This window comes from Sulfuricaulis sp. (genome assembly GCF_049587675.1).
Lineage (GTDB): Bacteria > Pseudomonadota > Gammaproteobacteria > Acidiferrobacterales > Sulfurifustaceae > Sulfuricaulis.
The window spans coordinates 1-13411 of record NZ_JBAVEJ010000056.1 but is presented as its reverse complement, the minus strand read 5'-3'; the positions used below and the strand labels follow the sequence as shown (position 1 = coordinate 13411).

Annotated in this window: 9 protein-coding genes; 2 read left to right on the top strand and 7 right to left on the bottom strand. The window is 60.0% G+C overall.

Annotated elements, in window-relative coordinates:
- Nucleotides 1-239: 239 nt before the first annotated feature.
- Nucleotides 240-1916, bottom strand: a complete 1677-nt coding sequence (gene ettA, locus WB402_RS02815; RefSeq protein ID WP_424205400.1) for an energy-dependent translational throttle protein EttA — start codon at nt 1914-1916, stop codon at nt 240-242.
- Between the two features lie 223 nt (nt 1917-2139).
- On the bottom strand, nt 2140-4332 hold the full coding sequence (locus WB402_RS02810; RefSeq protein ID WP_424205399.1) for an EAL domain-containing protein: 2193 nt from the start codon (nt 4330-4332) through the stop codon (nt 2140-2142).
- A 396-nt stretch (nt 4333-4728) separates the two neighbouring features.
- Between WB402_RS02810 and WB402_RS02805 the strand changes: the two genes are divergently transcribed.
- Entirely contained in the window at nt 4729-6588 is a 1860-nt protein-coding gene (locus WB402_RS02805; protein WP_424205398.1) for a bifunctional sulfate adenylyltransferase/adenylylsulfate kinase, read from the top strand.
- Between the two features lie 47 nt (nt 6589-6635).
- Here WB402_RS02805 and WB402_RS02800 read toward each other — a convergent pair whose 3' ends face one another.
- From WB402_RS02800 to WB402_RS02780, 5 genes are all read right to left on the bottom strand, one after another.
- Nucleotides 6636-7721 (bottom strand): ABC transporter ATP-binding protein, encoded by a 1086-nt coding sequence (locus WB402_RS02800; RefSeq protein WP_424205397.1) that lies wholly within the window; start codon nt 7719-7721, stop codon nt 6636-6638.
- A gap of 76 nt (nt 7722-7797) precedes the next feature.
- A complete protein-coding gene (argF, locus tag WB402_RS02795) occupies nt 7798-8715 on the bottom strand; it encodes an ornithine carbamoyltransferase (protein WP_424205396.1) in 918 nt (305 codons plus the stop codon).
- Complete coding sequence (locus tag WB402_RS02790) at nt 8712-9938, bottom strand: aspartate aminotransferase family protein (protein WP_424205395.1); 1227 nt, start codon at nt 9936-9938, stop codon at nt 8712-8714. The genes argF and WB402_RS02790 overlap by 4 nt, the downstream gene beginning before the upstream one ends.
- 140 nt (nt 9939-10078) lie before the next feature.
- On the bottom strand, nt 10079-10570 hold the full coding sequence (locus WB402_RS02785; protein WP_424205394.1) for a urate hydroxylase PuuD: 492 nt from the start codon (nt 10568-10570) through the stop codon (nt 10079-10081).
- A 240-nt stretch (nt 10571-10810) separates the two neighbouring features.
- Nucleotides 10811-11212, bottom strand: coding sequence for a hypothetical protein (locus tag WB402_RS02780; RefSeq protein WP_424205393.1), 402 nt, complete (start codon nt 11210-11212; stop codon nt 10811-10813).
- 141 nt (nt 11213-11353) lie between these two features.
- On the opposite strand from WB402_RS02780, the gene WB402_RS02775 reads away from it, so the two are divergent.
- Entirely contained in the window at nt 11354-13165 is a 1812-nt protein-coding gene (locus WB402_RS02775; RefSeq protein WP_424205392.1) for a CHASE2 domain-containing protein, read from the top strand.
- Nucleotides 13166-13411 lie beyond the last annotated feature (246 nt).

Sequence of the window (13411 nt, the reverse complement as noted above, 5' to 3'; positions counted from 1 at the left end):
GTACAGACCAATCTTCCGACCCGAGATCGACCGAACATGTAAGACACACTATCCCTGTGCGAGTTCCAGACATATTCAGGGCCGGAACAATTTAACAGATATCCTTGGCGCCTGACCAGCCGCCGGTCAGGCCATCGGCGCCTAAATGAAGCCATACTGCGCTTCGCTCCGTTCGTCTTGTCATATTTAATGCGCTGAATTTCAGGCTTTGCGGGACGGGGGGCGGGGTGGCTTATTCATCAATGGACGAGTTTTTTGTACTTGATGCGGTGCGGGTGCACCGCCTCCGTGCCCAGGCGGCGCTCCTTGTCCACCATGTAGTCGGCGTAGTTGCCTTCGAACCACACCACGTGGCTGTCGCCCTCGAAGGCGAGCATGTGGGTGGCGACGCGGTCGAGGAACCAGCGGTCGTGCGAGATGATCACCGCGCAGCCGCCGAAATCGAGCAACGCTTCTTCGAGCGCGCGCAACGTGTCCACGTCGAGATCGTTGGTCGGTTCGTCGAGCAGCAACAGGTTGCCGCCGCTTTTGAGCAGCTTTGCCAGATGCACGCGGTTGCGTTCGCCGCCGGAAAGATCCCGCACCAGTTTCTGCTGGTCGGACCCGCGGAAGTTGAAGCGGCCGCAATAGGCGCGCGACGGAACTTCGGTCTTGCCGATGAGCATCATGTCGTGGCTGCCGGAGATTTCCTCCCACACGGTTTTTCCGCCGTCGAGCGTATCGCGGCTCTGGTCGACATAGGCGAGCTGCACGGTTTCGCCAATGCGCAGTTTCCCGCCGTCGGGTTTTTCCTGGCCGGTGATCATGCGGAACAGCGTGGTTTTGCCGGCGCCGTTCGGGCCGATCACGCCGACGATGCCGCCGCGCGGAAGATTGAAGCTGATGCCGTCGATGAGTAGCCGGTCGCCGTAACCCTTGGTAAGGTTTTCCGCCTGCACCACCACGTCACCGAGGCGCGGGCCCGGCGGGATGAAGATCTCCTTGGTTTCGTTGCGCTTCTGGAATTCCTGCGACGCGAGTTCTTCATAGGCCGCCAGGCGCGCCTTGCTCTTCGCGTGCCGGCCTTTCGGATTGGTGCGCACCCATTCGAGTTCGTGTTTCAGCGTGCGCTGGCGCGCGGACTCCTGTTTTTCCTCGACGGCGAGCCGCTTCTGCTTCTGGTCGAGCCACGAAGAATAATTGCCTTTCCAGGGAATGCCCTCGCCGCGGTCGAGTTCCAGAATCCAGCCGGCGGCGTTATCGAGGAAATAACGGTCGTGGGTCACGGCCACGACGGTGCCGGCGTAATCGTGCAGAAAGCGCTCGAGCCAGGCGACCGATTCGGCATCGAGATGGTTGGTGGGCTCGTCGAGCAGCAGCATGTCGGGTTGCGACAGCAGCAGTTTGCACAACGCCACGCGCCGGCGCTCGCCGCCGGAGAGCTTGGCGACGTCCGCCTCCCATGGCGGCAGGCGCAGGGCATCGGCCGCGATCTCGAGCTTGCGGTCGAGGTCCCAGGCGCCGGCGGCATCGATCTTTTCCTGCAATTTCCCCTGTTGCTCGATGAGCTTGTTCATCTCCTCGTCGCCCATCGGTTCGCCGAACTTCATGCTGATTTCGTTGAATTTGTCGAGCAGTGCCTTGGTCTCCACGACCGCTTCCTCGACGTTGCCGCGCACGTCTTTCTTGGGATCGAGCTGCGGTTCCTGCGAAAGAAAGCCGATGCGAATATTCGGCTGGGGGCGTGCCTCGCCATCGTATTCCTGGTCCACGCCGGCCATGATGCGCAGCAGCGTGGATTTTCCCGAGCCGTTCAGGCCGAGCACGCCGATTTTGGCACCGGGAAAAAAGGACAGTGAGATGTCCTTCAGGATCGTGCGGTTCGGCGGCACGATTTTGCTGACGCGATGCATGGTAAAGATGAATTGACCGGACATGGAATAACTCTGTGTTGATCAAAGGCCGCATATTATAGGTGAGGCGGAGTTTTCATCAACACAATAAAGTAGCCCTGCTTCGCTCGTCTTGTCATTCATAAACGTGTGTTGATGCCGCCGAACGGGCGCAACGAATTTTGTTGTGCCCAGGCGTGAACGCACGGGTGGAGACAACGTGTGTCCCGCCCCGCGGGTCACGCGGCAGCGGGAACGCTGAGTGGATTCACCGGCGGGAATTGGCCGCCCAGTTGGGCGAGCTGGTGTCGGAGGAAAGCGTTGTTTCGTCGGCGAACTCGTAATCGAGCTGGGCGTCGGCCTGCTGGAAATAATTTCCCTGCACGTAATCGAAACCAAGGTTCCAGAGAATCCCGAGATCGTCGGCCTTCTCGACGAATTTGGCGATGGTCTGCTTTTCCATCGACTTGGCAAGGTCGACGATGGCCTTGAGCGAAGTACGGGTAAGTTCGTCGGTCGACAGATTGCGAATGAGTGACCCAGAGATCTTGAGAAAATCAATTGGCATCTCGCGCAGGCTGTTGAGCGTGGCGAGGTTGTTGCCGAAGTTGTCGACCGAGAATCGGCAGCCGATCCGTCGCGTCGCCTGCATGAACATGGACGCTTCCTCGGGGCTTGCCATAACGGCGGATTCATCGGCCTCGAGCACCATGAATCCCGGTTTGACACGCGCGATCGCCAGCTGTTTCTGAAGCAGGGAGAGGAGTTCTGGATCATTGAGCGCCGCCGGGCACAGATTGACGAAAAAGCTGGCCTGTCTTCCCTCGGCGTGCAAGGCGGCGAGGGAATGGATCGACTGGCGTATCACCCAGCGGTCAATGGCGGCCAATAATCCCAAGTGCCCGGCCGCTCCCATGAATTCGCCGGCATGGATCAGCTCGCCATGACGGCCGACCAGGCGCAACAAGACTTCGAAATATTCCGCTGGATCGCCGTGCAGGTTGACGATGGGTTGATAGGCGAGCTGAAAGCCGTCTTTTTCGAGAGCGGTTTTGAGGCGAATCTCCCAGTCCACCGTCGCAGTCGGCATAACCGGCGTTTCCCGGTGCAAATCTACCGCCGGTATTTCCGCTGCGCCGACGTGGGGGGGTGCCGACGCGGCTGCCTGTGGCATCGGTGCTGGAACCGGAGCGGGCGCCGTTTTCTGCGGACGGTTGTGCTGGCAGTTCTGATACGCCTTGTTCAAAACCGCCTGTGCGTTTTCGCTGCTCTTGTCGATTACCACCACGCTAATAGTGCCGTCGCAGCGGAAGACCTTGCCGCCTTCCATGAATGTGGTTTCCTTCAATGACGAAAGCAGCTCTGTTACCGACGTCTTGATCTGCTCCTCGGACATGTCACGCAACAGCGCGGTGAATTCGTCACCGCTGAAACGGGCCAGGAACGTGGACTCGCCGAGCTTGTCGCGGAACAGTCTCGCAATCTTAAGCAGCAGCCGGTCGCCGGCGGCGTGACCGAGGGCGTCGTTGATATCCTTGATCTCATTGAGATCGAGATAGAGCAGGGCGCTGCGGCTGTTTTCGGTCTTGACCCGCCCAATCGCTTTGGTCAGCTCCTGTGTAAAGTGGTGACGGTTGAAAAGACCGGTGAGCGGATCGTGCTGATTGAGATATTGCAGACGGTTCTCGACTGCCTTGCGCTTGGAGATGTCGGTGACCAGAAACTGGGTGCAGTTTTCGCCGTTGAGGACGATCGACGAAATGGCGAGTTCCGCGTGGAAGTGACTGCCGTCTTTCTTGACGCAAAGAAATTCCTGCGGGACCGCGGGATTCTGGGTCGTGGCCTTGCGCAGGTAGTCCTTGAAACGGGGATGGTCGGATTTTTCGATCAGGTTCAGCACCGGCACGCCCTCGATCTCGCTCAGGTCATCGTAGCCGAACATCTCGAGATAGGTCTTGTTGGCATCGATATGCATGCCTTCTTGGCAGTAGCCGATGGCCTCGCGCGATCCGGCGATGATCGCGCGGTTTTTATTCTCGACTTCCTGGAGCGCTTGCGTCATCTGCCGGAACTGGTGGCGTTCCTCGGTCACGCGCAATTCACGCTCCACCACCGGCGCCAGGCGCGCTGCCTGGCTTTTCATCACGACGTCGTGCGCACCGTTACGCATGATCTTGACGAGATCCGGGTCGCGGATGTTCCGGGTGACGACGATGAAAGGAATGTCGAGATGCGCGCGCCTGACGAGGTCGAGCGCCAGTTGCGCGCCGAAGTGCGGGAGCGTGTACTCCGAAAGCACCACGTCCCACGTTCCCTTTTCCAGCGCTGCCTGCATGGAGGCCATATCCTGCACGCGCAGATTCTTGAGCATGAAGCCCGCCTTGCGCAGCGTGGCGACCGCTAGCTCGGCATCGTCCGGCGAGTCGTCGACAATCAGCAGGCGTAATATTTTCTTTTCCACAAGTCCCTCTTTCTCAAGAGTATTTTAGCAAAATGCTCCTGTAAACCTTTATTTGGCCGCGAAAGGCCGGAAATGCGGGAAAGGCCGAGATTTCAGTATGGCAGCAAAACATTCCTCATGGGTCACGCGTTCCTGATAGGCGCCGGATGCCCTCAATCGAGCGAAATACCCCGCTTGTCGTTCGTAGGCCGGCGGTCGGTTGTCATCCTGCGAACCCGGTATAGGCTTTGCCTTTTGACGGGGTTGCAGTAAATCGCCGGGGGTTCCGGCTCAACCAAAGGGTCTGGTTTACCGTCCGGGGGTAGCCGCAAGGATGCTGTGATCACCTCGCAATAGATTTCGTGTCTCCTTAGGGGGCACGAGTGCGGAAATGCGGGAAGCGACACGGAGAATAACATGAGCGGAATACATCGGCTGGGAACAGGAAACGAGCTGAATCAACCCTACGGCGGGGCACTGGTCAATCTTCTGGTCAGTACTGACCGCGGCGCAGAACTCAAGGCAACGTCGCGCGATCTCGTCTCTCTCGATCTTACTTCGCGACAACTCTCCGATCTCGAAATGCTGGCAACCGGCGCGTTCACGCCGCTGACTTCCTTTATGGGGCGGGAGGACTACGAAGCCGTATGCGCGCGCATGCGCATGGCTGACGGACGCTTCTGGCCTATTCCCGTAACGCTCGATGTGCCACGGAAATTCGCCGAGAGCCTTTCATCGGACCAAGCCATCGCGCTGCGCGACGCCGAAGGCACGCTCATGGCGGTGCTTACCGTGACAGAAGTCTGGCAGCCGGACAAGGGCGCGGAAGCGCAGTGTCTCTATGGCACCCGCTCAGTCACGCATGCCGCGGCGAGCCATTTGCTCAACGTGGTCGGCGATGCCTATATCACCGGGAAACTCGAAGTCGTGGAATTGCCGGTACATCATGATTTTGCGTCACTGCGCCAAACGCCCGCCACCGTGCGTGATCTGCTATGCCGGCAGGGCGCGAACCGCGTGGTGGGTTATCAGCCGCGTCATCTCATGCACCGCACCCACGTGGGGTTCACCAAGAGCACGGCCTACCTGAACGATGCCACGCTGCTGATTCAGGCTGCGGTTGGCAGAGGCGGCATGAGCCAGCCGGATCATTACCCGCGAGTGCGCGCACTGTGCGCCGTACTTGAACACTATTCGACGCGGGCCGCGCATCTGAATCTGATCGAACTGTCCCCGCGCCATGGCGGTCCGCGTGCGGCGCTGTGGCATGCCATCCTCAGCAAAAACTTCGGCTGCTCCCACTTTATCGTGGAACACGATTACGACGACCAGGGAGAGGGCGCGACCGGCGAACCGCTGTATGGGAAATACCGCGCGCTGGAATCGGTGCAGTGGCATGCGCGCGAGATCGGCATCGAGGTGGTACCGTTCCGCAATCTGGTGCAGGAAGAAGACCAGCCGGAACGTTTTCTTTCCGGCGGGCGCATTGGCCGGCGCGCGAAACAAACACCGCGGCTGGCCTCGGATCAGACGTCAGAAATGGCGCACTGGTTCTCCTATCCCACGGTGTTGGAAGAATGGCGCAAGACCTTGCGCCAGGGGTTCACGCTTTTTTTCACCGGCCTTTCCGGCGCCGGCAAATCCACGCTGGCGCAGGTGGTGTATGCGCGGCTGAAGGAATCCGAGTCGCGCCCCGTCACGCTGCTCGACGGCGACGTGGTGCGCAAGCACCTCTCCTCCGAACTGGGGTTCTCGCGCGAGCACCGCGATACCAATGTACTGCGCCAAGGGTATGTAGCGAGTCTCATTACCAGTCATGGCGGTATTGCCGTGTGCGCGCCCATTGCACCCTATGCGCATACCCGCACGCAGGTACGCGCCATGATCGAGGAACACGGCGATTTCATCGAAATTCACGTGGCAACGCCGCTGGAGGTCTGCGAATCGCGCGATCGCAAAGGTCTGTATGCACGGGCGCGCGCGGGTCAGATCAAGAATTTTACCGGGGTGTCCGATCCCTATGAATCGCCGGCCAAACCTGAAATCGTGATCGACACCACACTGCAATCCGCCAACGAAGCGGCGGACAAGATCGTGGCCTATCTCGTGACCGGGGGATATCTGGCCCGGCCGGCGCCGAAGGCCGGCACGAACAGTGACAAGGTCAAACGCGATCCGGCCACGCTTTGGACGCAATCTTCAGGCACTGTGCTGACCATGTCGGGTCAGTCCGGCATGGAAGGCCTGCCCGTCAGACCCGATAAGCCGCGCCGGTAACAATTCAGGGAATACCCTCTCTGGTGAGTGAAGTTAATTTCGCGCTTTCAGATAAAAGCGGCGGGCGTCGCCTTGGGCGAGTGGTTTTCTGACAGCGGAAACGCGACGAGATGGTCGGCCTGCACGCGGATGCCGACGCGTTCGCCGAGCGCGTGATCGGCATGACTCGGAAACAGCGACAGCACTCTTCCACCGCTCCGTAGCCGCAGGGTGTAGAGAATCTCCGCGCCGCGAAACGCCTTCTGTACGACCTGCGCCTGCAACGGGCTGGCTGGATCCGGCACGATGTCATCAGGCCGCAGCAATACCTCGACGCGCGTTCCGCGTGCCCACGGGTATGCACGATTACCCTTGTGCATCCCGATTTCCGTTTCCATCGTATTGGGCGTGAGCAAAGTGCCGCGAAGGAACACGCCCTGACCGATGAAATCGGCGACAAAGCGGCTGCCCGGTTCGTGATACAGGTCATAAGGCGTGTCCCACTGCAGCAGCTTGCCTTCGTGCATTACGCCGACCGCGTCGCCGAGCGCGAACGCCTCGTGCTGATCGTGCGTCACCAGCACGGCAGTCGTGCCGCGGTGTTTGAGAATCTCGCGCACCTCGCCCGAGAGCCGCTCGCGCAGTTCGATGTCGAGGTTGGAAAAGGGTTCGTCGAGGAGAATGAGGTTGGGTTCCGGCGCCAATGCCCGCGCCAGCGCCACTCGCTGTTGTTGTCCGCCGGAAAGCTCATGCGGATAGCGGTCGCCCATGCCGGTGAGCCCCACGAGTTCGAGCATTTCATCGATGATGGTCTGCTTTTGCTCACGCGACATTCCACGCAGGCCGAAGCCGACGTTGTTCCCTACGCTCAGGTGTGGAAACAACGCGTGGTCCTGGAACACCATGCCGAGATGGCGCTGCTCCGGCGGCAAGGTGAAATGAGGATCGGAAACCGTCGTGCCATGAATCAGGATCTCGCCGCCGCTCAGGGGATGAAAGCCCGCAATAGCCCGCAGCACCGTGGTCTTGCCGCAACCGCTCGGTCCCAGGAGGCACACGGTCTCGCCCTTATTGACGCGCAGTGACAACCCGCAGACCGCGAGGCGTCCGTCGTATTCGCATTCAATGTTGTTTAGCGCTAGCAGCTCGTTCACGCTGTAAGCCTAGCAGATGGCGGGAAATGCAGCCAAAGCCGGCATCAGGCAGGGAAAGCCAGACAGAAGACGGAATTTATTTTTTCGAAGGGCTCGCGAGCAGAAATTCCAGCAGCGCCTTCTGGGCGTGCAGCCGGTTTTCGGCCTCGTCCCAGACAACGCTCTGTGGTCCATCGATCACCTCCGCGGCGACCTCCATGCCGCGGTAGGCCGGCAGGCAGTGCATGAAGATGGCGTTCTTGCGCGCAAGTTTCATGAGCGCGGTGTCGACCATGAAGCCGGAGAAGGCCTTCATGCGCTCGGCCTTTTCATGTTCCTGCCCCATGCTGGCCCAGGTGTCGGTGATGACGATATCCGCTTTTTGCACCGCCTGCTTCGGGTCGTGGCTGAGCGTCACGTGGTCGCGGCAGGCGGCATACCATTCCGCTTTCGGCTCATAACCATTCGGCGTGGCGATATTGATGTGAAAGCTGAACTGGTGCGCGGCATCGATCCAAGAATGGCAGACGTTGTTGCCGTCACCGATCCAGGCGGCGGTTTTGCCGGTAATGTCGCCGCGCTTCTCGAGATAGGTCTGGATATCCGCGAGCAGCTGGCAAGGGTGACTGAGGTCGGTCAGTGCGTTGACCACCGGCACCCGCGAGTGCGCGGCGAAGCGCTCCACCATGGCGTGCGAATTGGCGCGGATCACGATGACGTCCACCATTCGCGACAGCACGCGCGCGGTGTCCTCCACCGGTTCGCCGCGGTCGAGATGGGTGTCGCGCGGCGACAGAAACAGGCTCGTTCCGCCCAATTGTGCCATGCCCACCTGGAACGACACGCGCGTGCGCGTGGAGGACTTCTCGAAAATCATTGCCATGGTTTTGCCCGCGAGCGACATGTGCTTCTTGCCGCGCCGTTGCATGGCTTTCAGTTTGATGGCGCGCGCGAGCAGACGTTTGATCTCCTTGGCGCTCAGATCCATCAGCGTCAGGAAATGACGTGGCTTCACGTATGGCCTCCGATGGGAGCCAGATGTTCCCTGGTTCCCGTTGTCGTTTTTTCCAGGAAGGCGCGCACGGCGCCGGTGAGCTCGCGCACCAGGATGTCGGCTTCATCGTCGGTCAGAATCAGCGGCGGCAGAAGACGAATCACGCTGTCCGCCGTGACGTTGATGAGCAGTCCGCGCTCGAGTGCCATCTGCAGCAGTTCCTTGCACGGCCGGTCGAGCTCGACGGCCAGCATCAGCCCGCGTCCGCGAATGTTCTTCACACCCGCCACCTGGCCCAGCGCTTCTTTCAGCTTGGCCAGCAAGCGTTCGCCGAGTTTCGCGGCGCGGCTGGCCAGTTTTCCTTTTTCGAGTTCGTCGATCACGGCGAGACCCACGCGGCAAACCAGCGGATTACCGCTGAACGTCGAGCCATGGCTGCCGGGCTTGAATACATTCGCCGCCTTTCCGTGTGCGAGGCAGGCGCCGATCGGCACACCGTTGCCGAGTCCCTTGGCCAGCGTCATGACATCGGGCACCACGCCCTCGTGCTGGCAGGCGAACCATTTGCCGGTGCGGCACATGCCGGTCTGGATTTCATCGAGCATCAGCAGCCAGCCGCGCTCATCGCAGATCTGACGCAGGCCCTTGAGATAACCCGCGTCCGGAATGCTGACGCCGCCTTCGCCGGTGATCGGCTCGACCAGCACCGCCACGATCTCCTTGCTGCGTTCACCGACCTGGCGGACGGCTTCGAGATCGTTGTACGGCACGCGGTGGAAGCCCTGCACCAGCGGCTCGAAGCCGGCCTGGATCTTGCGGTTGCCGGTGGCGGAGAGCGTCGCGAGCGTGCGTCCGTGAAAGCTGCCCTCGGTGACGATAATGCCGGGCGTGAGGATGTTCTGCTGATGGCCATAGAGACGCGCGAGCTTGATCGCGGCCTCGTTGGCCTCGGCACCCGAGTTGCAGAAAAAAGCATTGGTCATGCCGGCGAGCTTGCACAGCCGTTCGGCCAGTTTTTCCTGCAGCGGAATCTGATACCAGTTCGAGGTGTGCAGCAGCTTGCCGGCCTGGTCGCAGATCGCGGCGGTGATGGCGGGATTCGCATGTCCCAGTCCGCAGACGGCGATGCCCGCGAGGGCGTCGAGGTATTTCTTCCCCTGCGTGTCCCACAGCCAGGATCCCTCGCCGTGCGTGAAGGCCACGGGCAGGCCGGCGAAGACCGGCATTTGATACGATGTGGTCATGATTTTCCCAACCCCAAAAACATAAAGGCGCCCCGCGGGCGCCACTTAAATTAAAAATTCTACCCCCTGCGGGCAATAACGCAAGGGCCAAAAAACAAAAGGCCCGGCTTGCCGGGCCTTTGTTAGAGCTTTTCGCTGATTTACATAGGCAAGCGGTGTCCCATGCTGCCAAAGATCATGAAGAACAGCATCGGAATGGACAGCATGGTGTTGGTGCGCGAGGCCAGGAAGGCGATGCGCGCGGCCTTGGCCTTGGTGGCGTCGTCGGCCTGGACGATGCCCAGCACCTTCTTCTGGTTGGGCCAGATCAGCACCCAGACGTTGAACAGCATAATGGTGCCTAGCCAGGCGCCAACGCCAATGGAAGCGGCGATGCCCTTGAGCATGAAGGCATTCCCGATGCCGATGCCGCCGCGTTCGAGGTAATAAGCGCCCATGATCCAGGTGGCCAGAGCTGCCCAGCGGAACCACAGCAGCGCCAGGGGGGCGACGTGTTTGGTGATGCCGGCGGCGGTGTTGTCCGCCTTGGCTTTGGGCATGGCGACGGCCTGCACGAAGTTGAAATAATAGAGAAGGCCGATCCAGACGATGCCGGCGAAGATGTGCAGCCAGCGGGCGATAATGAGTTCCATGGTGTTCCCCCGAAATTATTCGTTAGTGTGGCGGTCAGACGGTGGTCTTGACCAGGAAGTTGACGACAAAGAAATACAGAATCACGGTCAGGATCAAACCGCTAATGATGGTACCGGCAATTGAATCCAGCGGAGTTTTCATGGTTATTCCCTCTGTGATTAGTGAAATTGTTGACTGCTTTCGTGGGGCGCTAGGGTAAAGCAGGTTCAGATTGATTTCAAGACGGCGAAAAGCGAGACCTACTGCCACAAGCCGTCGTGCTCAGCCTCCTCACGGGAAAGAATACGCTCCTGCACCACGCGCCATTTGCCGTCGGTTTCCTTTTCCAGAATGATCTCCACGCCGTGGGCCTGGACCGTGCCGTCGTTCGCCTCGACGGTTTCGACCGTCTTGAACATCACGCGCCCCGGCGTCATCACCTGCACCTTCATGCCGTCATAGGAAACATTCTTGAGCACGCCGGTCTCGAATTCGTGCCGGCATTGCTTCGCCCAGTCGTCGTAACCGATGACCTCGATGCCGGGGATGCCGAACACCTGTACCTTGCGCGAGATGAGGTCCATGTGGGCCGCGAAGTCCCTGGCGTTGGCGGTGCAGGCGGAGGCGGCGAGCCATTCCCGGGCGACGGCGCTGTCTTTCATGTTGTGCTCTTGGTGAATTAATCAGGACCCATTATGCCATTTAATCATTTATGGTGCGGCCACGCGTCGGTTAGCACCGGTATGGGGCGACACCATACCGGATTCAGTATGATAATGCGGCTTTGACAAGGACAGCACATCATGCCTGCCCATAACCCTATGCAACGCCTTGCGCGTTTTTTCCTCCTGCCGCTGGCTTCGCTGTCCGACCGGCTGGGGAACTGGTTTTACGTCGGCCTCGCGGTCGTCATGAGCGCAGTCGCGGTGTACGCCATCGCCACCGGCTCGACCGCCGGCATGAAGAACAAGGCCTACGATCTCATCATGAAGACGCGGTTCCAGCATCCCGCAGCCGACCCCGGGATCGTCATCGTGGATATCGACGAACCGGCGCTCGCGGCGATGGCGTCGGAATTCGGCCGCTGGCCGTGGCCGCGCAACCTCATGGGCGAACTGGTGGAAGGCATTGCGCAGCAGAAACCCAAAGCCATGGTCTTCGATGTCATGTTCAGCGATCCGGATGTGTTCAATACCGCGGGCGACAAGTATTTTCGCGACGCGATTGCGCGCACTCCCAACACTTTCTTTCCCATGATCCGGCTGAACGAGGAAAACGATCAGCTAAGCCAGTTGAAAGTAAGCCAGTTGCCAGGCGTGTCGAAACTCGACGACACGGCATCGGATACGGCCACGCTCGCGGTGATACTCCCGTTTTTTTACGATGTGCTTACGGACCACCGGCTCGGCACCAATAATATATTTACTGACACCGATGGGTTCGTGCGCACCTACTCGGTCTATACCGACGAATACGGCTGGCGCGTGGGATCGCTGCCGGCCAACGTCATCTCGGCGCTCGGTACACCGCTGCCGGAACAAGAGGACATCCTGCTCAACTGGCGCGGCAAGCCGCCGTCGTACCGGCATGTCTCGTTCCACGAAATCTATTTCGATCTGCTCAAGGAGAAAAAGACGCGCCCGGCGGATGAATTCACCGGCAAGATCGTCATCATCGGCTCCACCGCGCCGTCGCTTTTTGATCTGAAGACCACGCCTGTCGCGAAGGCGCATCCGGGCGTGGAAATTCTGGCGACCGCCATCGACAACCTGAAAAAGGGCAATTTCCTCACCGAATTGCCGCCGTGGATCTATATCGTCGTCACGCTGGTTGCAATCGTGCTGCTCACCGTCGCGTTCGTCTATAACATCGACCAGCGCGTGGTGAACCTGACGTTCACGTTCCTGCAGTCCGGCTTCCTCGCGGTGTCGTACCTGACGCTCAACTTCTCCACGGTGTTCGTGGACCTGACAGCGCCGTTCGCTTTTAGCCTGGCGTATTTCACCGTGGCGCGGTTCAACTACATGTTCGCCGGCTTTCGCCGCAGCGGCCAGCCGTTTTTCTCGACACAACTGGATGAAGGCAAGCATTGCCGTGTGGTGCTGGTGCAATGTCACAGTCACATCAAGAACCGCCGGGCCCTTCTCGCGCTCGGCGCTTCGATTAAGAAACAGGTTGGCCTGTCGCGCTACGGGCTCGTCACCTCGCCGTTTTTCAAGGGCATGCCGCTGCTGCACGCCTTCTTCCGCAACACGCTGGTGTTCTACTGGCTGGTGCCGGCGGAAAAGACCGCTGAGGTGTTGCAGGACGTGATATTGGTGATCGAGCGTTCCCTGCCGGCGGTCAAAAAATCCGCCCGCCGCCGCGCTTCGGATCAGACCACCGTCACATGGCTACTGCACAGCTTCGATTTTACAGTGGACACGGAAGATTCTTGGCGGTTGCAGGGCGAGCAGGGCATGGCGAAATTGTTCGCCCTGGCGCCCAGGACCAGCAAGGGCGTAAATGACGGAGTAGCTCGGGTGGTGGCGACGAAAGAGTTTGTTGATGCGTGTCGGAGTGTGGAAGGCCTGAAAGTTTCGGAGGAATTGGAGAAGGCGGGATTGAAGTGGTAGCGTGCGCTCCGTGCGCGATCTCAAAACCTAATTGCGGGTGGCTCCGCCCCTGCACCCTGGGTTACTTTTCTTTGCTTGCCCAAAGAAAAGTAACCAAAAGAAAGGGCACCCCGGATGGCGCGAAACCCCCACTGCGCTTCTCGCCGGAATCGGCGCTCGCCTAACTCGCCAGGCGCGAACTACGCGCCTCGGGCTCAAACACGGTCTCGCTTGAATACTCCCGGTGGGGCGAGGGTGAGGCGGAGC

What these genes read in the sequence shown, in the direction of transcription:
- ettA (WP_424205400.1), bottom strand. Translation starts at nt 1,916, where the DNA reads ATGTCCGGTCAATTCATCTTTACCATGCATCGCGTCAGCAAAATCGTG.
- WB402_RS02805 (WP_424205398.1), top strand. Translation starts at nt 4,729, where the DNA reads ATGAGCGGAATACATCGGCTGGGAACAGGAAACGAGCTGAATCAACCC.
- WB402_RS02790 (WP_424205395.1), bottom strand. Translation starts at nt 9,938, where the DNA reads ATGACCACATCGTATCAAATGCCGGTCTTCGCCGGCCTGCCCGTGGCC.
- WB402_RS02785 (WP_424205394.1), bottom strand. Translation starts at nt 10,570, where the DNA reads ATGGAACTCATTATCGCCCGCTGGCTGCACATCTTCGCCGGCATCGTC.
- WB402_RS02780 (WP_424205393.1), bottom strand. Translation starts at nt 11,212, where the DNA reads ATGAAAGACAGCGCCGTCGCCCGGGAATGGCTCGCCGCCTCCGCCTGC.
- WB402_RS02775 (WP_424205392.1), top strand. Translation starts at nt 11,354, where the DNA reads ATGCCTGCCCATAACCCTATGCAACGCCTTGCGCGTTTTTTCCTCCTG.